This is a genomic window from Paraliobacillus ryukyuensis, from assembly GCF_003315295.1.
GTDB lineage: Bacteria > Bacillota > Bacilli > Bacillales > Amphibacillaceae > Paraliobacillus > Paraliobacillus ryukyuensis.
The window spans coordinates 1-19133 of record NZ_QNRI01000010.1; the positions used below are offsets into that span (position 1 = coordinate 1).

Genomic DNA, 19133 nt, shown 5'->3' on the forward strand with positions numbered 1-19133 from the left:
CGGCCATCTCTATTATACGATTGGAGATTCTTTTGTTACATCCCTTAAAGGTTTATTTTCACACAGGCATAGCCTGTGGTTTTAAAAGCATTAATAAAAAGGTTTCCATTTAAATGGAAACCTTTTTTACTACTTAAACCTAGTATCTACTTGTTCACACACTTGTGTAGCTGTTAAGCCATCTGCATTAATTACAGCGCCTTTAAAATTGGTGGTTTGCATCCCCATTACATTTTTGTCTTGACCAGATATAACACAACAATCACATCCGTTAGAATCTGACTCTTGTTTAAGATCAACAACATCATATCCTTTTTGTTGCAAAGCCCCTTTAACATCTGATAATGTGCCTTCAACACCCACACGTTTCATATTCATTCCTCCATTCTTGTATTTCTTCGGTGTTAGTATTTGCTTGAAATACAAATTCAATACAACGGAACAGATTTGAATGAAAGAATTATTTGGTACACGTTTCAAATACAGCTATAAAAAAAGTAGGTTTTTAAACGCAACTCAATTATTGATTATACTTCAGTTAATTTTCTCAGCGTTAATTCCACAATATCGACCCCTTTTAACAATGCATCTTCCTTTGGGTTTAGTTTACTATGATGCAAACCGTAATCCGATTCTACTCCCAACCAAAACATAAACCCAGGAATATCACGTAAAAAATAGCCAAAATCTTCTCCTGTCATAGCCGGTGCTGCTTCTTTCCATATATGCTCCGTTCCAGTAATAATTTCTCTAAATTTATCTACAAAGTCTTCATGATTAAAAACTTGATAATAGTTAGAACCATAATCAATGGTTATCTGACAATGATGGCTTTTTTCAAATCCCTTAGCTAATGTTTCAATTGAATGTTTAATTTCATCAATTGCTCCCGGTTCACCTGTCCGAATTGTACCTTCAAGCCGGGCTTTTTCTGCAATAACGTTTTGAACAGTTCCTCCAGTAATTTTGCCTATGGTAACGACACCACTTGACATTGGATCCATTTGTCTAGCTATTATATGTTGTAATTGAGTAACGAAAGTACTAGCTGCAACAACCATATCATTTGCCAGATGTGGATATGCTGCATGACCTCCTTTACCTACGAAATCAATGAATAATTCGCTTGTATTTGCAAACAATAGTCCAGGTTTGGTGGCAACAGTACCTACTGGTAGCTCTGGCGCCACATGGAGCGCAAAAATAACATCAGGTTTAAACGCTTGAAATTCCTTTGATTCAAGCATTGGTAGAGCCCCGCCTGGTCCTTCTTCTGCTGGTTGAAAAATAAAAACAACATCATCCGTTATTGGCTGCTCTGCCAACCTTTGTAAGGCACCTAGCGAAATGGTCATATGAAAATCATGGCCACATGCATGCATTCTACCTTCGTGATCAGAAGAAAAAGGAAGATTAGTATCTTCAACAATTGGTAATCCATCAATATCAGTTCGAAAACCAATTACTTTAGCAGGATTTGTTCCATGTACTTTTACTAATATGCCTGTTTTCCATGTAGTTAGGGTTAAATGTGTTTGTTTAAAATTTTTGATCTTATCTAGCAAATATGCTTGTGTTTTAAACTCTTGAAATCCTAATTCAGGAATTTGATGTAATGCTTGTCGTATTTGTAGTAATTGATTGTTTTCCATTTTATCAACCTCACCCGTAGTAATTTAAAAAGCAGGAGAGTATACTCTCCTGCTTAAATTATAGTAGTTATTCTTCATCAAGTTTGCGCAAGGCTTGCATAATCTCTGTTTTTGTTTTAGTTTGATCGTCGATTTTTTTAATCATCTTAGCTGGAGTACCCGCCACAACTGTGTGTGCTTCCACATCTTTGGTGACAATAGCTCCTGCTGCCACCACAGCACCTTCACCAACTGTAACACCTTCTAAAATAACTGCATTAGCACCAATTACCACGCCGTCTTCAATCACTACCGGTTGGGCGGATGGTGGTTCAATAACCCCCGCTAATACGGCACCAGCACCAACGTGACAATTTTTCCCTACCGTAGCTCGTCCACCTAGTGTTGCATTCATGTCAATCATGGTCCCTTCACCAATAACAGAACCAATGTTGATCATAGCTCCCATCATGATGACTGCACCGTCTCCAATTTCCACTTGATCTCGAATGACAGCACCAGGTTCTATTCGTGCATTAATTCCTTTTAAATCCAATAAAGGAATAGCTGAATTTCTACGATCATTCTCTAATACATAATCCTCAATGTGTTCACTATATGTATTTAATGCCTCTTCAATAACTTTCCATTCTCCAAAGATCACACCCGTAGTAGACTGTACAAAAGCTTGGATTCCTTGATCAAATGTTAATTGATCTAAGTCTTTACCTTTAATATATACTTTCACAGGTGTTGATTTCTTGCTATTTGAAATAAATGAAATAATTTCATTTGCATCCATCATATTCATTTTGTTACCTCCAACAATTATAATATTTTTTATTACCTTATCAAAAACCTTTCACCATTGACAAGTATTTTTATTCTTCCTCTAATTCTTCAAACAATGTCTTATTCAAATGAACATATTTGTTAAATTCTTTTAATATCACTCTTCTTGTCAAGATTCCATCAAAATACCCTTCTTCATCAACAACACATACAAATGGGTAATTAATTACGGTTTTAAGACAGGTGAGAAACTCATCTTGTTTATTAACACATGGAATCGATGTATTCATCACTTCTTGCACTTCGATTTGTGACAACCTTTCCATTTCAAACCTCTCTAAACCAAGAACATGATTTAGAATTGGATTTTTACCAATAACGCCTTTAAATTTATAAGTAGTATCTAATACTGGAACTGCAGAATATCCAGATTTGACTAAGATAAGCAAAGCATGTTCAAGAGGATTGTTCATTTGAACGTGGGCAACTTTTTCAGAAGGAATCATTAGAGATTCAGCCGTAATAGTTAGTAATGGCATTTGTTTTAATTCACTCATTTTTTCACTCCCTTACTTGACAGTTGAAGGAGTTCTTCATACTGATTTTTATCAGACAGTATTAGTTTACCATAACAGCCTTAGAAAACCAACTATCCGTTGTTAGGTAAGGTATTTGTCAATGTGAAAATCTTTAAGAAGTTTTCATCAGCTCATATAGTTTTTTTGTAAAGAAAATGTTAAAATGATTGACAAATAGAAAAAAATTAGTAGCAGATAACTACGTTTTAATATTAGAAAGGGGAACTAGCAATGGAAGAGAAAAATAGTATCGATATTGAACGAATAGCAAAGGCACTATTCGTGATTAATCGTCATGCTAAAACTGCGCTGAACCCTAGAGACTTATATCATTTAAAAAAACAAACAATTGAAAAGCTATTAGAAAACAATGATGCACAAAAAATAGGCCTACATTATTCTGATCGACCAAAATTGAGTCACCAACATTCTACACTTTTAGTGAAAGTAGGTAGTTACTATTTTCATATTTTACCTAACAAACAGGATTTTAAAGAGGTAAAGCATCTAGGTAACATTGATAAAAACTATCGTAATCCAAAAACAAAAATGTCCTTATCTCAAGCGAAAAAGGTCATTTGTTCATACTTAAAAATAAATCTACCAAAAGAAAAACGTACGTATTCATCTTATTACACACCGTCTTCATTAGGAAAATGGAAACCTTCTAATCAAAATTACAAACGAAGAAAATGACTTCTTACGTATTTTTCCAATAAGATAGAATAATTTTTGTGAATTGTGTAATGACCACTATAATTCCTAGCACAATAATGGAGAGTAAGGCATATACCGCATGACTTTCAAATACAGAAAAAAACTTAACTTGATTAATTAGCCACAGTATATTAACAAAAGCTAAAATGGTGACTATATAAGTAAGAAAATGATACCATTTCAAACCAATAATTAGCTTCATTAATGGTTTGAAAATGAAAAACAACGTAATTAAAGCTATTAAACTGATAATAAAATAAAGTTGTTGTTCGTTTACCTCTAGTTCAAAAACCTCATTTTTATCAATCCATTTAAAAATAGAAAATAGTATGAATGGATTACCAAAAAGCACAACAATCCGCTCCCATCTATACAGGTACTTTTCAGTAATTCAGTATAGCCGAGTTATGAGGCTTATAAACCATGATAAAATTATTTATGTTAATCATAATAAGCTTGCATCTTATACTGCATATGTTTAAAGTAATAAAATAAGCAAATATTTTACTAGATTTTCAACAGGAACAAGAGATTAAATTCTATTTATTGTTATTTTTATTCATATATTTGTTGTCTATTCGTTCTTCTAGTTTTTTCATTGTATCGCTATCATCAAGTAGCTCTTTTTTATTTTGATTAACTAGTTGTTCAAATGAGTATTTTTTTAAACGCATAAAATCCACCTCCTTCGTTTACTATTATAACTTATTTACATTTTAAATAAATCAGAATTGAATGACAATTATATTACATTTGTTAAAGGAGATTTTATAATGGAACACTTATTAAATGATAACGTGAAACAAGTGGAAATATCAGGGATTCGAAAATTCTTTAATATGGTGAATGATAAAAAAGATATTCTTTCGCTCACCATCGGACAACCGGATTTTCATACACCAGAACATATTAAACAAGCAGCCCATGAAGCAATTGATCAAAACCATACAACATATACCCATAATGCTGGTATTATTTCCTTGCGTAAAGCAATTGCAACGCAAGTATTTGAGGATTATCAATTAGATTATCACCCAGAAAATGAAATTATAGTTACAGCCGGAGCTTCTCAAGCCATTGACATATCTCTCAGGACAATTATTCAACCAGGCGACGAAGTAATCTTACCAGGTCCGGTGTACCCTGGATATGAACCCTTAATTAAATTGGCAGGAGCTACACCTGTGTATATTGATACAAGAGAAACAAATTTTAAAATAACACCAAAGCAACTAGAAGGTGCTATTACAAATAAAACCAAATGTGTTATCCTCCCCTACCCATCTAATCCAACAGGAGTAACACTAACGAAAGATGAACTTATTGCTATTGCAGAGGTGCTAAAAGGAAAAGAAATTTTTGTTATTGCAGATGAAATCTATAGCAAGTTAACCTATGAAACACCGCATTTTTCTATAGCTGCCATTAATCAAATGAAGCAACAGACAATTGTAATTAATGGATTATCAAAATCCCATGCAATGACTGGATGGCGTATTGGATACGTGTTAGCCCCAGGATGGTTAAGTAAACATATCCTAAAAGTGCATCAATACAATGTATCTTGTGCAACATCGATTAGTCAATATGCCGCGTTAGAAGCCTTGAAAAATGGAAAAGAAGATCCTACAACAATGCGGAAGGACTATCATAAAAGAAGAGACTATGTATTCAATCGACTAGTTAATATGGGAATGGAAGTAGTGAAGCCAAATGGAGCGTTTTATTTCTTTCCCAAAATTCAATCTAACAAAGATTCTTTCCAGTTTGCTTTCGATCTAGTGAATGAAGCAGGAGTGGCTTTAGTGCCAGGAAGTGCATTTAGCCATTATGGAGCAGGATACGTACGTTTATCCTATGCTTATAGTATGGAAACATTAGAAAAAGGATTAAATCGACTCGAGCAATACCTACAAAAAAGAGAGCAGTAATGCTCTCTTTACTTTATATTACTTTTCCTTTTCATATTGATTTAATAACTCATCTAATTCTTTGCTCAAATTAATTGATTCTTCACTTGTAAAACCTTTGATCAAGGCAATCTCGATCATTTTGTGTCGTAGAATTTCAATTTTACTTAGTAAATTGTACCCGTAACATTCTTTCAAATCGAGTTACCTCCTCTAAATTATATCTCTATTTAGTTATATTTTATCATAAATTCAAGAAAATTAGCGAAAAATTGTTATTTTTTAAAAAATGAAACGATTTTTTTCTAATTATGTCAACTAGTAATAAAATGAATATGATAAACTAGCTTTAAGATGATTACTCCTATATTAGCCTAAATAAAGATGATTTAAACTACTTAATATTCATAAAATTTAATCATGTTTAATAAGTACTAAACTACCTCTTATAAGTTAATCTTGTGATCCTCTTTAGTCAAATAGGTTATGTACCATAAGATTGGTGGAATTAAAATGGCTTATTGCCCTTATTGTGGAAGTAAAATCAATACAGAAGAATTTTTTTGTGTGGAGTGTGGAGAGAAGCTCCCAGTTGACATAAATGATCGTTTTCCAGCAAAACCAAAGAGATTCCGTTTGCTAAGCTATATTGTTTCTTTACTTCTTTTAGCTTTAATCGGCTTTGTTTGCTACTATCTATATTTGAATTACCAGGAAAATAACGCACTTATTAAGTATCAGTCAGCAGAGGATAATCTATTAAAAATGGAATTTCAAAAAGCACATCAGCAATTAGAAAAATCACTCACATTTAAAGAAAACTTTCCGGAAGCAAAAAATTTACTTCAATTTACTGACGTTGCAAAAAACATTTCTGCTGCCATTGAAGATATCTCGGCATCAAATTATGATGAAAAGTTAATTGCTATTAATAATGGTAAAAAGCAAATTAGTGCTTTTACCGGAACAGTTGTAGATAACTTTCAAACATCATTAAATAATCAGCAGAAAGAAGTGCAGTTACAAAAGGTGAAAACCAAGTTAGAGTCAGAACCTGATATCCACACATTACAAACCATATTATGGGAAGCAGAAGGCATTCAAGATCCAGAAGCGGATGAAATTGTTGCCTCTATTCAAGAACAACTTGTTGCTTATACTTCTACAAGAGCAAATGACTATTTAACGAAGAAACAATTTTCCAATGCAAAGAAAATAATTGAACAAGGGTTACAATATGTACCTAACTCAGAAAAGCTATCCAGCTTAAAAACTACAATTGAAAAGGAAAAGACGGCTTTTGAAACTGCACAAGAACAACGTATTGAACAAGCAATGACTGCTGTAGAGGCTGAAAATGACAAAAATAAAAATGATGCAGTTAAATTAAAAGATATTTCAATCAGCTCGAATGATCAAGGTGAAGTTATCGTTTCTGGTGAATTGACCAGTGTAGCCACTGTTCCGATAAATACAATTGCTGTACATTATACAATCACAAACGACGATGAAGAAGTTGTAACTGAGAACGATATTTACGTTTATCCAGATACCCTGTATCCAGATGAAACCGGAAAATTTGATCACACACATTTTGATATAGATACAGCGGCAAGTTCATTACAAGTATCCATTGATTCCATTACTTGGTTTCTCGATTAATCAGTTAAGGAGTTTCTTACATGAAACAAAAAAAGATGATTTATTATATTGCTTTAGGTATAGCCCTAACAGTGCTTACTGTAGCTGCCAGTTTTTTTTACTATCAACACTGGGCAGCACAAGAAATACATGTCGAAAATAACCTTGCTAAACCGATAGATAATCAAACTGGTGAAAAAATGCTAGCCTCCGTGATACATGACGCACAAAAAAGTGTGGTACAAATTACAGTTGAAACAGAAACAAGTGAACGAACAGGTTCTGGTTTCTTGTATAATGCATTAGGAGATATTATTACCAATGCTCATGTTGTTAAAGATGCGACCTCAATAACGGTTACCTTGTCTAATGCCGAAACCTATAAAGCAGCTATTGTCGGAATTGGCGACAAAACAGATATTGCTGTGATAAGAGTACCTCAATTAACCAATCGAACGGTAATGCATACTGCTTCAGAATCGTTAGCAGTTGGGGATGAAATTATTGCGATAGGAAGTCCGTTAGGTTTTCAAAACTCTGTATCGGTTGGGATTATCTCAGGTACGAATCGATCCTTTGATGTAGACGGATTTAATTATAAAAATGTATATCAAATTTCAGCTAATATTACACACGGGAATAGTGGTGGGCCTTTAATTAATAGGAATAATGGAGAAATAGTAGGAATTAATTCTGCTGGAGTTAGTGACAGTGACATAGCTTTTAGCATTCCCATTGAACAAGTGATGGAACAAGTAACAGAGTGGTCTAACTCAATCAATAACAATGACCTTGTTTTCCCTAGTACCTCTTTAGACTTGAAGCTTGATGCAAGTAAAGTGAAAGAAGATGCGGAGTATTTAGTGAATTATTTTTTCGAAAGTCTTCAAATTCGTGATTATATTAATGCTTATACCTTACTTGGTAGCGACTTACAAACAGATCAATCCTATTCTGATTTTCGTTCTGCCTATGTACATTATACGTCATTAACAGTAAACGACATAAATGTGGTTTATGAAAGTGATAAAGAGCAAGCTCAGGTTATAGCATCGGTAGAATTACAAAAAGTCGATCAAGATGATCCAGAATCATGGAGTTATACTTTTTCGATTGGTTATGAAAATGACCAATTAAAGATATTGACATACGATTCCTCTCTGTCTGAAGAATCATAGGCCATATAATAAATACCATAATGAAAAAGAGAGCGAATTTTTAAATTAGCTCTCTTTTTCATTTTAAATTTAAGTCCTTATTAACAGTAATGTTCATTAACTTATCGCCAACTTTAAATTGACAGTGAACATATACTTGTCCAACACCTTTTTTTAACACATTATAAGTTTCGCTTATTACATTTGGACGGTAAATATCACCCGGTTGTAGTGCTTTTGTGACCGGACTTCCTGTAAACGTGCTTTTATCGACTCCAAATGATACAAAAGTAAGTGGCGTTCTATGCTCAATGGTAACTGGTTCTTGCCCTGTATACTCTAATGAATGTAATATTCTAAAACCCTCTGTGCTATTTTCAATCCTCATATGTAAAATAAAATCATCTTCTTTTTGATCGATGAGAACAGGTTTAGAGAGGGTGAGTTCTGAACTTGCTTTTAACCATATGACCGTTATAGTTCCAAAACATAAGACAATAACTCCCATCACAAGTAAGCGTTTTACCAACAGACATCTTTCCCCTCTTTTTATTTATTCTAATATATATGACGTTTTTTATCATTAAAAAGTTTCATAATTCTGTTAAAAAGTTTATTTCTAATCAATTTCATAATTGCATCCACACTTATAAAACATCAACATTACATGGCTATTTCTTTTCACGTTTTCTTTCAAATAAGAGAAGGAAGCAAATGGAGAGACTCCTCGAAAATAAAAAACTATTTTCTTCGTGCGATTATTTGCTGCCGAAGCGTTCCTTATCCTGAAGGAAACGCATCAACCGAAGATCCACTTTTGTTGATGAAGGAATGTCAAACTAAAATCGTCACGTCGTGTGACAACGTCTAACTGACCCACGTCTTGTAGGCCCGAGGTGATGCCTTCGGAAAGCGACCCCATTTGCTGACTGAACGGAGCAGTGTGCTACATTCAGTCTGAAATATCATTCGTGTTTTTTAACCAAACATGGAATGATGAAATTGATTCAATTACTTTTCTTTACACATCTTGCATCGAATAATTTTATGGATTTTAAACAAAATAACTATATCCTTTCATCATTCTTTTGATGTATTGGAATACTTTAATGATCTGGGTGATATCTGAATGAACAAGCAATTACATTTTATTTTATGCTTCACTTTGCTTTTCTTTTTGATTGGCTGTACGATGCAAGACAAACCATCTACGAGTGAAACAAAAAATGCAGAGCAAATGAACTACCCTGTTTCTCACAATAATGTGACAGATTTCATTTTAGCTGAATTTGATTCTGTTTCTAAGGCAAAAGCCATCGAATATGAGAGCAAATTAATTGTAGCTATTCAAGCTACTACCTTCCAACAAATAAATGAACAAAAGATAGAACGCAAAATAAAAAAAGAGTTAAAAAAACAGTTTGAGTATGAAACTATTGAGGTGTCTTCTGATCAAAAAATTTTTATGGAGATAAATAAAATGGAAAAGGAAGGTATAAACAAAAATCACTTTAACCACATTAAAAAATTGTTGAAAGATAATGCATAGAAAGAAGGAAATACAAAATGAATCATTCACCATCTACTAGCAAAAATAACTATAAACAAATAGCTCAAAAAAAAGATCCGAAACGTCCTTTAGTAAAAAATTGTATCCGAGCTTTTTTAATTGGGGGTGCCATTTGTACAATAGGTCAATGTATCTCATTTTTTTATATGTATTTTTTTAATTTCACAGAGCAAACAGTTGGTAATCCGACTACCGCTACTTTGATATTTTTGACTATGTTATTAACTGGTTTTGGATTTTATGATGATATTGCGCAATTTGCAGGAGCCGGCACGGCTGTTCCTGTAACTGGATTTGGCAATGCCGTTATTTCAGCTGCAATTGAGCATCGCTCAGAAGGTTTTGTTCAAGGTGTTGGTGGTAATATGTTTAAATTGGCTGGTTCCGTTATCTTATTTGGCGTATTTTCCGCTTTTGTCCTCGCTTTGATTAAAACAATTTTATTAGAATTGGGAGTGATTTAAATGTTAGTTGGTAGCCAAACATGGGAGTTTAAACGACCTCCTACCATTCTATCCACTGGCACAGTTGGAGGCCCTTTTGAAGCCAAAGGACAATTAACAGCCTATTTTGATCAACTATATGATGATATTAGGTGTGGGCAGAAAACTTTTGAACAAGCAAACCAAATTATGCTTGAAACTGCTTGTAACCTGGCAATTAACAAAAGTGATATTCCAAAAGAACAAGTACAATTTTTGATTGCTGGAGATTTAACAAATCAAATGACTCCTACCAATTTTGCTGCTTCCACCTTACAAATACCTTTTATAGGTACATTTAACGCTTGTGCTACTTCAATGGAATCACTCGCGCTAGCTGCTAACTTGATTGATTCTGGTGCAGCCTCTTCCATTTTAACTGGAGCAAGTAGTCATAACGCAGCTGCAGAAAGACAATTTCGTTACCCTACAGAATATGGTGCACAAAAACCAGATTCTGCTCAATGGACTGTAACAGGAGCTGGGGTAGGATTAATTAGTAACACAGGGAATGGACCAAAGATAACAAGCGCTACCCTAGGTAAGGTTATCGATATGAACATGACCGATCCGTTTAATATGGGGGGAGCGATGGCTCCAGCTGCGATGGACACAATTACCATCCATCTAAAGGATAGAGGCATTGACGCTTCTTATTATGATGCGATTATTACTGGGGATCTTGCAAAAGTTGGCCGTTCTATTTTACTTGATTTAGCAAAAGAGCAGAACATAACCTTGCGTGAAGATACATTATTAGATTGTGGTCTAATGATATATAAAGACGATCAAAAAGTTTTTGCGGGTGGAAGCGGAGCTGGATGTTCGGCAGTCGTAACCTATGGTTATGTGATTAACCAACTTAAACAAAAAAAATGGAATAGATTACTTATAGTTGCTACTGGAGCTTTATTATCACCTTTAAGTGTCCAGCAAAAGCAGTCTATTCCTTGTATTGCACATGCTGTATCAATTGAAAATGAGGTGAAAAGTTAATGGTTTTTTTATGGTCTTTTTTAGTTGGTGGACTTATTTGCGTAATTGGTCAATTACTATTAGATGTTTTCAAATTGAATCCTGGTCAAACCTTAAGTATTTTAGTTGTTTCAGGAGCTATCTTAAACAGTTTTGGCTTATACGAACGCTTAATTGATTTTGCTGGTGCAGGTGCAACTGTCCCAATTACCAGTTTTGGAAACTCACTCGTACAAGGCGCCATGCATGAAGCCGAAAAGCATGGATTAATTGGGGTTGTTACAGGTATGTTTGAAGTTACTAGTTCTGGGATTAGTGCAGCCATCATATTTGGGATGATAGGAGCTATATTTTTTAAACCTAAGGGTTGACTAGAAGCATCTCATGCTCCTAGTCTATTGCCTAAAAACGAATTCCAACTTTACCAAATTGCTTTGCCTCTTTTAAGTAATGGAAAGCTTCTTCAATATTTTTATATTCAAAAATCTGGTCTACTACTGGGCGTATCTGATATTGTTCCATAAACTGCAGCATATGCTGCAATTCTTGTTTACTTCCCATTGTGGAACCGAATAATTGGTATTGACCATAAAAGAACTCCCGTATATTAATGGTTACTTCATCTTCAGTCGTAGCACCAAAGGTTACCATGCGACCACCTTTTTTTAAAATAGCTAACGAACGATTAAAAGTTGCTCCTCCAACACTATCAATAACTAAATCAATAGTTTCATTTTCTAACTCACGTTCCCAATTCTGATTCGTATCAATCGCAAGGTCTGCACCAAGTTCTAAAGCTTTTTGTCTTTTCACATCTGATCGGGATGCTACAATGACTCTGGCTCCAATTGCTTTTGCAAATTGTATGATGTAGGTGTTAACCCCACTACCAGCACCGGGTAAAAATAATGTCTCATTGGCAGCAACTTTTCCTTTGGTAAATAGTGCTCGATAACCGGTTAATGCTGATAACGCTAAAACACCCGCTTCTTCCCAACTTAAGTAACTAGGTTTTTTTTCAACATATTGTTCGTTTACAACATATTTTTGAGCGAATGTACCATTGTATGGCATTCCGACAATTTCGAATGATACTGGCGGCGCTTCTGATTGATGCAGCCAGCCTAAGCCTGGATTAATTATTACCTCGTCACCTGGAGCAAACGAATGGACATCTGCTCCAACCGCTTCAATTATACCAGCACCGTCTGATCCCAAAACTAAAGGCTCTGGATCGTGTCCTCTTCTTTCAGGAATATGTAGATCGCGGTGATTGAGTCCAGCTACTTTGATAGCGACTTTTACTTCATTTGTTTTTAATCCCGGCTCATTTACTTTTGTTCTTTGTAATTCAGTACCTTGATGAACAAACGCTTGCATCAATACATGTCCCTCCTTGCTATATTCTTTGCTTTCACTACCTATAAGTGGCATACTAGTTGATAAATCTACTACGTAAAGGATGAAAAATTTGCACTTACTTGCTAGTCAAACCTATTATACGATGGAAAAGAAGATTGAAAATAACACGCAAATCATTGATAAGCAAGAGCATGTTCTTGCTTTATACAATGATCATATTCAAAGCTCATATCAGCAACTTCTTCTTCAAGAGGTCTTTGATGTATCGTATCGACGAGTAACGTCTTACGATTATTTTCTTTACCTGCACACGAATAGGGGTGTCTCCACTTTCCAGACTAACAACGATCCATTCGACTTTATTAAAATGTTTAAAGAAATCAAAAATAATAAGTAAAAAAAGTATATCACGTTCGAATGAATTCATGAAAATATATACTACCTTTGCATCAAACAATCCTAACATATTTTTCACTTGCTGTAATATAATAGGTCTCGCCTTGTGAATTCTTAACTTTATACTGCTCTCCCTTCCCTACTTGTACCTTTCCTACAATTTCCGGAAAGCCAATGCCCTTATCAATTGTATTAACTAACCAACGATCAGACCAACTTGGTTGATAATAATAACGTAAATTATCTACTATACTCTCGACTCTTTTCCCGATATATTGATGTTGTTTGTCTTTCATTTCTCTAATCTTACTATTTTCACTTTTACTATACTTAATATTGGCTATCTCACATATACCTTCCACAATTGCTTCAGCATACAATTTCCAGTTTTCTTTTAATCTTTCGACATCACCTTTTGTATCAGCAAAGCCATATTCAACAATGATTGTTTCTACTTTTCCTGTTTCACGATGCATGAAATAATAATCTTTCTTTGAATTACTGGGTAATGTTTTGGTAAAAATCCGTCGAATTTCTTGTCCACTGTGCTTTAATCTGTTTGATAAAACCTTAGCATTCTTACCGTTACTATAGATAGAATGAATAAATTCCGCTCCCTCTCCTCCACCACTATTGATATGATTCGATATGCAGAATCGTGCCCCGCTTTTTCGGACGCGTTCACTTCTCTCCTCCGTTGATAAATAACAATCATAATATCTAGTCATTTTAACTGGGATCGCTAAGTCTTTTAAACGTCGATATTGATATAACGATAATTCAAGGACAAAATCCTTTTCTTTCCACAAATGATTTGTTCCTCCTCCAACGTCCTTTCCACCGTGCCCTGGATCAATAATAAACATTTATAGCACCTCCAAATGTAAATTTAAATATTACTAAGTTGCTTACAACTATTATCGTCATCTTTATTCATTTAGGCGCGTAAAAAATTGGAGCATTTATCTAATGGGTTATAATAGTTTGTATAACATAGCTGGTTACTTATTGAGGTTAATCAATTAACTGGTATAATAGAATAGAATTACAGCATATAAAAAAGAGGAATAACGTAATGAATAAAATTAAAAACATCTTATTAACGATATCTCCACCACAAATTCTAGCTTTTAGTTTTTTGGCAATTATTATTATTGGCACTCTTTTATTAAAACTTCCTATTTCTACAACCGCTTCATTAAGCTGGTTAGATGCACTATTTACTGCTGCGTCAGCCACAACTGTTACAGGACTTATTGTGGTTGATACAGCTACTGAATTTACGCGTATCGGACAAACATTTATTATGATAATGATCCAACTTGGTGGTATTGGCTTGATGACTTTTGCTCTCTTTACGCTATTAGTTATTGGTAGAAAAATAACACTAAAGCAACGGCTATTTTTATCTGATAGCTTAAATCAAACGCATCCTGGTGGCATTATAAGATTGGTAAAGCTAATGATGATTTTCATTTTTGTTGTTGAAGCGAGTGCTTTTTTTGTTTTGGCTATCGTATGGGTTCCGACATATGGATGGAGTGATGGTTTATTTCACAGCATATTTCATACCATCTCAGCATTTAATAACGCTGGATTCTCCACCTGGACGAATAATTTAATGGATCATGTTACCGATCCTATTGTTAATATCGTTATCACATTTTTATTTATCATCGGGGGTTTAGGTTTCACTGTAATCGCTGACTTAAAAAGTCATAGACGGTGGCAAACATTATCTTTACATACTAAATTAACATTAGTAGGCGCTCTAATATTAAATGTTGTTTCTATCTTTGTAATATTTTTTATTGAGTATAATAACCCGAATACAATAGGAACACTTTCAGAGGGGAATAAATTGTTAACTTCTTATTTCCAGGCTGTTGCACCACGTACAGCTGGTTTTAACACTATTGATATTGGTTCTATGGAAGATGCTTCTTTACTTTATATTATTATGCTTATGTTTATTGGTGGTGGAACAGGTTCAACCGCTAGTGGTGTAAAATTAACAACCATTATTGTTGTTATTTTAGCTACCTATGCTTTTTTAACCTCAAAAGCAGAACCAGTCATATTTAGACGTAGCATACCGATAGAAATTATTACGCGGTCTTTATCAATCATTAGTTTGGGTATCATTGTGGTCTTTTCATTTACATTTTTATTAACGATAACGGAGGAGGCGCCCTTTCTTTCGATACTGTTTGAAACAGTTTCAGCTTTTGGTACAGTTGGTCTATCTACTGGAATAACTGGCTCGCTTTCTACTATTGGGAGATTGTTAATTATTTTACTTATGTTCATTGGTAGACTCGGCCCATTAACGATGGCCTTTTTACTAGCAAGACCACACAAAACCCATATTCGATACCCGAAAGGGAATATATTTACTGGATGAGAAAGAATGACACGATAGGGTAAAAAAATGAACAACTTTTTACTAAAGTTGTTCATTTTTTTATTGTTACTTCACTTTAAAGTAAAGGGATATTCATTTGAATTGCTCGCTTTAGTTTCTGTTGTACTTCCCCAATCCCCTTTGTTCCTAATAATGGATACTCAACCGCTTGAGGGATTGATCGTTCGATATACGGCATATGTTTTTTACCTGTTAATGCAATTACGCGATCAAAACAGTCTAACTTTTTCCTTTTCACCTGTTTGTTTAATTGCTCTAAAGTGATAATTTGTTCAGCTTTGTCTTTCATGTTAAATGTGACATCATAATTAGCTGGAATTATTTCATTTGGTAACATATATCCATGTAATCCTGACAAAACAACCCATTGATCACAAAATTGGTTAGCATATTGTTTGCTCAAGCGATGATAAGTTCCAATATATGCTTCATTAACATTTACTGGCCCCAAGTTCGTGTATTTGTCCCAAATTTTCTTTTTACCACAAGGAATTATAGCTAAAGTTCTCATTTTCCACTCTCTTCTTTCTTCGATTGTTCACCCAATATTAATGTTAGATTATTTAACGAAATAATGAAAGTTTTTTAGTTGTGAAAGCGCACATAAAAAAGTTCACAATTCGTTTTCTCCCTTTGTTATGAAAGGGTTTATCACGTGTTAAACACCCAATTTTTATTAAATATCAGAAAATTTTCACTAAACCTGTTGACCGCAAGTGAAAATGAATGTATTATTGTCGACAACCAATTAAATATTTTTATTATTTTTTAGTGAAAATAATCAGAATATTCTATAGTGTGTTACTATTCTCACTACATTTAGTATAGCAATAAATCGTTGAAGAGAACAAAGGAATAATCCATTTGTATTTACAGAGAGCCGGGGTTGCTGGAAGCCCGGAAGTACAAATTATTCTGACATCGTCTCTGAGAGTTAAATGGAACAGCTAATGCTCAGTATATTTAACCGAGTGTAACAAATCGCACACTCGTTACCAAAATGTAAGCTGCATCAATTCTACATTGAGTAGCTTTATGAGGCAGTATTTGTGAAAATACTGTGAATCAGGGTGGTACCGTGAAAAGATAGACCTTTTCTCCCTTGTATTGCTGCACTATATGCAGTTTTATGCTTGGAGAATGAGGTCTTTTTTTTATAGACACTTTAAAATATTTACCAAAACACAGGAGGGATATAATGGTCCAAACAAAAGAAACGGCTGACAAGCAGATCGCTAGTAATGTTCAAGCACCTAAGACGGGGGCAGATTTGTTGGTAGAAACGTTGATTGAAGCTGATGTGGACACATTATTTGGTTATCCAGGGGGAGCTGTACTACCTATTTTTGATGCTTTGTATCGAGCAAAAGGATCTTTTAATCAAGTATTAGCAAGACATGAACAAGGTTCTATTCATGCTGCAGAAGGGTACGCGCGAGTTTCGGGTAAACCGGGTGTTGTCATTGCAACTTCTGGGCCTGGTGCAACTAACTTGATAACAGGTATTGCCGATGCGATGATGGATTCTATTCCACTTGTCGTATTCACTGGTCAAGTTGGTCAACAGGTAATCGGAACGGATGCATTTCAAGAAGCAGACGTAATCGGAATTACTACTCCTATTACGAAACACAATTATCAAGTTCGTTCCATCAAGGATTTACCAAGGATTGTTAACGAAGCTTTTCATATTGCATCAACCGGACGTCCTGGGCCAGTGGTCGTCGATATACCAAAAGATCTTGCAGCAAATCCTTGTGAAGATCACTATGATTCAGATTTTTATTTACCTGGCTACCAGCCAACAACAAAACCTAATCCAATGCAAATCAAAAAACTAAAAGAAGCATTAAAAACAGCACAGAAACCTGTCATTTTAGCTGGAGCTGGCGTTATTATTGGAAAAGCAACTGCTGAATTAGCTGCTTTTGCTGAAAAACATAATATTCCGGTTACCTCCACCTTACTCGGTCTTGGTGCTTTTCCAGGAACACACGAGCTTTTTCTAGGAATGGCGGGGATGCATGGAACCTATGCTGCAAATAACGCGCTATATGAGTGTGATTTACTCATTAATATTGGGGCAAGATTCGATGATCGTTTAACTGGTAATCTAGATCATTTTGCACCAACTGCAATTATTGCACATGTCGATATTGATCCAGCAGAAATTGGAAAGAATATCACTACACAGATTCCAATTGTTGCTGACGCTAAAAAGGCATTGAATGCAGTATTAAAAGAAACAGATATAGCATTACATCATCAACAATGGGTCGAACGTGTGCACGCAAACAAAAAACAATATCCATTATGGTATAAACAACCAAAAGAAAACATGGTAGGACAATGGGTAATTGAACAAGTCTATCAAGCTACCAAAGGAAATGCTATTGTCGCAACAGACGTTGGACAACATCAAATGTGGTCGGCTCAATATTATAAGTTCAATAAACCTAATCGCTGGATTACATCTGGTGGTCTCGGCACAATGGGATATGGCTTCCCGGCTGCCATCGGCGCCCAATTAGCCGCACCAAATGACACGGTGGTCGCCATTGTAGGAGATGGTGGTTTTCAAATGACTTTACAAGAGTTGTCTATTCTACAAGAACGCCGCCTTCCTGTGAAAGTAATTATCGTGAACAACGAAGCACTCGGAATGGTAAGACAATGGCAAGAGGAGTTTTATGAAGAACGTTATTCTGAGTCGATATTCAGTATTCAACCCGACTTCGTCAAACTAGCTGAAGCTTATCAAGTAACAGGTGCTAAGGTTTCAACGCAACAAGAATTAATGGAAAAGCTCCCTAAACTATTAAATGATGACGGTCCTGCATTAATTGACTGTCGCGTGTTACAACAGGAAAATGTCTATCCTATGATAGCTCCTGGTAAAGGGATTCACGAAATGATAGGAGTGAAACCATGAAACGAATCATAACAGCTACAGTACAAAATCGCAGTGGTGTCCTTAACCGTATTACAGGGCTACTGCAAAAACGGCAATTTAACATTGAAAGTATCTCCGTTGGTCGTACCGAGACTGATGGTGTATCAAAAATGACTTTCGTCGTCGATGTTGTAGACCATCAAAAATTAGAGCAGGTAACTAAACAGTTAAATAAACAGATTGATGTATTAAAAGTTTCTGATATTACTGACAAGGCAATCGTTGCTCGAGAACTAGCATTGATTAAGATTACCAGTACCAGTCAACTTCGCGGAGAGATTCAAGGGGTGATTGAACCGTTCCGAGCAACCGTGATTGACGTAAGTAAAGACACCCTATCCATTCAAGTAACTGGAAAATCAGAAAAAGTAGAAGCTTTAATCGATTTATTACGACCATATGGAATTAAGGAATTAGCAAGGACTGGTGTTACAGCATTTTCGCGGGGGCAACAACCAGCTCAAACACGTGAAAATGTTTCGTTTTCACTATTAAACTAACAAGTAAATGGTATTCTACCTTTACAATAAACTATACAGAATTA

Annotated in this window: 23 protein-coding genes; 12 read left to right on the forward strand and 11 right to left on the reverse strand. The window is 34.9% G+C overall.

What is annotated here, in order from left to right; genetic code table 11:
• Positions 1–129: 129 nt before the first annotated feature.
• From DES48_RS12580 to cbpB, 4 genes are all read right to left on the reverse strand, one after another.
• The gene (locus tag DES48_RS12580; protein WP_079709311.1) at positions 130–372 is read right to left on the reverse strand and encodes a YkuS family protein; all 243 of its coding nucleotides are present in this window, start codon (positions 370–372) and stop codon (positions 130–132) included.
• A gap of 155 nt (positions 373–527) precedes the next feature.
• Complete coding sequence (locus tag DES48_RS12585) at positions 528–1652, reverse strand: N-acetyldiaminopimelate deacetylase (protein WP_113869704.1); 1125 nt, start codon at positions 1650–1652, stop codon at positions 528–530.
• Between the two features lie 67 nt (positions 1653–1719).
• Entirely contained in the window at positions 1720–2442 is a 723-nt protein-coding gene (dapD, locus tag DES48_RS12590; protein ID WP_113869706.1) for a 2,3,4,5-tetrahydropyridine-2,6-dicarboxylate N-acetyltransferase, read from the reverse strand.
• Positions 2443–2512: 70 nt separating this feature from the next.
• On the reverse strand, positions 2513–2980 hold the full coding sequence (cbpB, locus tag DES48_RS12595; protein ID WP_113869708.1) for a cyclic-di-AMP-binding protein CbpB: 468 nt from the start codon (positions 2978–2980) through the stop codon (positions 2513–2515).
• Positions 2981–3232: 252 nt separating this feature from the next.
• Between cbpB and DES48_RS12600 the strand changes: the two genes are divergently transcribed.
• On the forward strand, positions 3233–3697 hold the full coding sequence (locus DES48_RS12600) for a YkyB family protein (protein ID WP_079709307.1): 465 nt from the start codon (positions 3233–3235) through the stop codon (positions 3695–3697).
• 4 nt (positions 3698–3701) lie between these two features.
• Here the strand turns inward: DES48_RS12600 and DES48_RS12605 are convergent, their stop codons facing one another.
• On the reverse strand, positions 3702–4070 hold the full coding sequence (locus DES48_RS12605) for a hypothetical protein (protein WP_079709306.1): 369 nt from the start codon (positions 4068–4070) through the stop codon (positions 3702–3704).
• 187 nt (positions 4071–4257) lie between these two features.
• Positions 4258–4392 carry an FbpB family small basic protein gene (locus DES48_RS12610; protein WP_079709305.1) on the reverse strand — a complete coding sequence of 45 codons (135 nt, stop codon included), beginning with the start codon at positions 4390–4392 and terminating at the stop codon, positions 4258–4260.
• A 99-nt stretch (positions 4393–4491) separates the two neighbouring features.
• Here DES48_RS12610 and DES48_RS12615 point away from each other — a divergent pair, with 99 nt between their 5' ends.
• Positions 4492–5649, forward strand: coding sequence for an aminotransferase A (locus tag DES48_RS12615; protein WP_113869710.1), 1158 nt, complete (start codon positions 4492–4494; stop codon positions 5647–5649).
• Between the two features lie 18 nt (positions 5650–5667).
• Here the strand turns inward: DES48_RS12615 and DES48_RS16240 are convergent, their stop codons facing one another.
• Positions 5668–5826 carry an aspartyl-phosphate phosphatase Spo0E family protein gene (locus DES48_RS16240; protein WP_245911447.1) on the reverse strand — a complete coding sequence of 53 codons (159 nt, stop codon included), beginning with the start codon at positions 5824–5826 and terminating at the stop codon, positions 5668–5670.
• A 315-nt stretch (positions 5827–6141) separates the two neighbouring features.
• On the opposite strand from DES48_RS16240, the gene DES48_RS12625 reads away from it, so the two are divergent.
• Positions 6142–7290, forward strand: coding sequence for a hypothetical protein (locus DES48_RS12625; protein ID WP_113869712.1), 1149 nt, complete (start codon positions 6142–6144; stop codon positions 7288–7290).
• Positions 7291–7310: 20 nt separating this feature from the next.
• Entirely contained in the window at positions 7311–8447 is a 1137-nt protein-coding gene (locus DES48_RS12630) for a S1C family serine protease (RefSeq protein ID WP_113869714.1), read from the forward strand.
• 58 nt (positions 8448–8505) lie between these two features.
• Here DES48_RS12630 and DES48_RS12635 read toward each other — a convergent pair whose 3' ends face one another.
• Positions 8506–8955, reverse strand: a complete 450-nt coding sequence (locus DES48_RS12635; RefSeq protein WP_113869716.1) for a hypothetical protein — start codon at positions 8953–8955, stop codon at positions 8506–8508.
• A gap of 600 nt (positions 8956–9555) precedes the next feature.
• Here DES48_RS12635 and DES48_RS12640 point away from each other — a divergent pair.
• From DES48_RS12640 to spoVAE, 4 genes are read left to right on the forward strand one after another with little or no spacing between them, the layout of a single operon-like run.
• Positions 9556–9975 carry a YhcN/YlaJ family sporulation lipoprotein gene (locus DES48_RS12640; RefSeq protein WP_079709300.1) on the forward strand — a complete coding sequence of 140 codons (420 nt, stop codon included), beginning with the start codon at positions 9556–9558 and terminating at the stop codon, positions 9973–9975.
• Positions 9976–9992: 17 nt separating this feature from the next.
• Positions 9993–10460, forward strand: coding sequence for a stage V sporulation protein AC (gene spoVAC / locus DES48_RS12645; RefSeq protein WP_113869718.1), 468 nt, complete (start codon positions 9993–9995; stop codon positions 10458–10460).
• A complete protein-coding gene (gene spoVAD, locus DES48_RS12650; RefSeq protein WP_113869720.1) occupies positions 10461–11474 on the forward strand; it encodes a stage V sporulation protein AD in 1014 nt (337 codons plus the stop codon).
• Positions 11474–11824, forward strand: coding sequence for a stage V sporulation protein AE (gene spoVAE, locus DES48_RS12655; RefSeq protein WP_079709297.1), 351 nt, complete (start codon positions 11474–11476; stop codon positions 11822–11824). Before spoVAD ends, spoVAE begins: the two co-directional genes overlap by 1 nt.
• Positions 11825–11855: 31 nt before the next feature.
• On the opposite strand, the gene DES48_RS12660 is transcribed toward spoVAE, so the two are convergent.
• Positions 11856–12833, reverse strand: a complete 978-nt coding sequence (locus DES48_RS12660; protein ID WP_113869851.1) for a zinc-binding dehydrogenase — start codon at positions 12831–12833, stop codon at positions 11856–11858.
• 91 nt (positions 12834–12924) lie between these two features.
• Between DES48_RS12660 and DES48_RS12665 the strand changes: the two genes are divergently transcribed.
• Positions 12925–13212, forward strand: a complete 288-nt coding sequence (locus tag DES48_RS12665; protein ID WP_245911449.1) for a hypothetical protein — start codon at positions 12925–12927, stop codon at positions 13210–13212.
• A 52-nt stretch (positions 13213–13264) separates the two neighbouring features.
• Here the strand turns inward: DES48_RS12665 and DES48_RS16430 are convergent, their stop codons facing one another.
• Entirely contained in the window at positions 13265–14077 is an 813-nt protein-coding gene (locus DES48_RS16430; RefSeq protein ID WP_113869722.1) for an N-acetylmuramoyl-L-alanine amidase family protein, read from the reverse strand.
• Between the two features lie 209 nt (positions 14078–14286).
• On the opposite strand from DES48_RS16430, the gene DES48_RS12675 reads away from it, so the two are divergent.
• Complete coding sequence (locus tag DES48_RS12675; RefSeq protein ID WP_113869724.1) at positions 14287–15615, forward strand: TrkH family potassium uptake protein; 1329 nt, start codon at positions 14287–14289, stop codon at positions 15613–15615.
• A 76-nt stretch (positions 15616–15691) separates the two neighbouring features.
• Here DES48_RS12675 and DES48_RS12680 read toward each other — a convergent pair whose 3' ends face one another.
• A complete protein-coding gene (locus tag DES48_RS12680; protein WP_113869726.1) occupies positions 15692–16147 on the reverse strand; it encodes a DUF6884 domain-containing protein in 456 nt (151 codons plus the stop codon).
• Positions 16148–16834: 687 nt separating this feature from the next.
• Between DES48_RS12680 and ilvB the strand changes: the two genes are divergently transcribed.
• Positions 16835–18568 carry a biosynthetic-type acetolactate synthase large subunit gene (ilvB, locus tag DES48_RS12685; protein WP_113869728.1) on the forward strand — a complete coding sequence of 578 codons (1734 nt, stop codon included), beginning with the start codon at positions 16835–16837 and terminating at the stop codon, positions 18566–18568.
• The gene (gene ilvN / locus DES48_RS12690) at positions 18565–19089 is read left to right on the forward strand and encodes an acetolactate synthase small subunit (protein WP_113869730.1); all 525 of its coding nucleotides are present in this window, start codon (positions 18565–18567) and stop codon (positions 19087–19089) included. The genes ilvB and ilvN overlap by 4 nt, the downstream gene beginning before the upstream one ends.
• The last annotated feature ends 44 nt before the right edge of the window (positions 19090–19133 follow it).

Excerpts from the sequence above, each read along its gene's own strand:
- spoVAE (WP_079709297.1), top strand. The coding sequence starts at position 11,474 with ATGGTTTTTTTATGGTCTTTTTTAGTTGGTGGACTTATTTGCGTAATT.
- DES48_RS12640 (WP_079709300.1), top strand. The coding sequence starts at position 9,556 with ATGAACAAGCAATTACATTTTATTTTATGCTTCACTTTGCTTTTCTTT.
- dapD (WP_113869706.1), bottom strand. The coding sequence starts at position 2,442 with ATGAATATGATGGATGCAAATGAAATTATTTCATTTATTTCAAATAGC.
- DES48_RS12630 (WP_113869714.1), top strand. The coding sequence starts at position 7,311 with ATGAAACAAAAAAAGATGATTTATTATATTGCTTTAGGTATAGCCCTA.
- spoVAD (WP_113869720.1), top strand. The coding sequence starts at position 10,461 with ATGTTAGTTGGTAGCCAAACATGGGAGTTTAAACGACCTCCTACCATT.
- DES48_RS12675 (WP_113869724.1), top strand. The coding sequence starts at position 14,287 with ATGAATAAAATTAAAAACATCTTATTAACGATATCTCCACCACAAATT.
- DES48_RS16430 (WP_113869722.1), bottom strand. The coding sequence starts at position 14,077 with ATGTTTATTATTGATCCAGGGCACGGTGGAAAGGACGTTGGAGGAGGA.
- DES48_RS12580 (WP_079709311.1), bottom strand. The coding sequence starts at position 372 with ATGAAACGTGTGGGTGTTGAAGGCACATTATCAGATGTTAAAGGGGCT.
- spoVAC (WP_113869718.1), top strand. The coding sequence starts at position 9,993 with ATGAATCATTCACCATCTACTAGCAAAAATAACTATAAACAAATAGCT.
- ilvN (WP_113869730.1), top strand. The coding sequence starts at position 18,565 with ATGAAACGAATCATAACAGCTACAGTACAAAATCGCAGTGGTGTCCTT.
- DES48_RS12660 (WP_113869851.1), bottom strand. The coding sequence starts at position 12,833 with ATGCAAGCGTTTGTTCATCAAGGTACTGAATTACAAAGAACAAAAGTA.
- DES48_RS12585 (WP_113869704.1), bottom strand. The coding sequence starts at position 1,652 with ATGGAAAACAATCAATTACTACAAATACGACAAGCATTACATCAAATT.
- DES48_RS12610 (WP_079709305.1), bottom strand. The coding sequence starts at position 4,392 with ATGCGTTTAAAAAAATACTCATTTGAACAACTAGTTAATCAAAATAAA.
- cbpB (WP_113869708.1), bottom strand. The coding sequence starts at position 2,980 with ATGAGTGAATTAAAACAAATGCCATTACTAACTATTACGGCTGAATCT.
- DES48_RS12600 (WP_079709307.1), top strand. The coding sequence starts at position 3,233 with ATGGAAGAGAAAAATAGTATCGATATTGAACGAATAGCAAAGGCACTA.
- DES48_RS12680 (WP_113869726.1), bottom strand. The coding sequence starts at position 16,147 with ATGAGAACTTTAGCTATAATTCCTTGTGGTAAAAAGAAAATTTGGGAC.
- ilvB (WP_113869728.1), top strand. The coding sequence starts at position 16,835 with ATGGTCCAAACAAAAGAAACGGCTGACAAGCAGATCGCTAGTAATGTT.
- DES48_RS12615 (WP_113869710.1), top strand. The coding sequence starts at position 4,492 with ATGGAACACTTATTAAATGATAACGTGAAACAAGTGGAAATATCAGGG.
- DES48_RS12625 (WP_113869712.1), top strand. The coding sequence starts at position 6,142 with ATGGCTTATTGCCCTTATTGTGGAAGTAAAATCAATACAGAAGAATTT.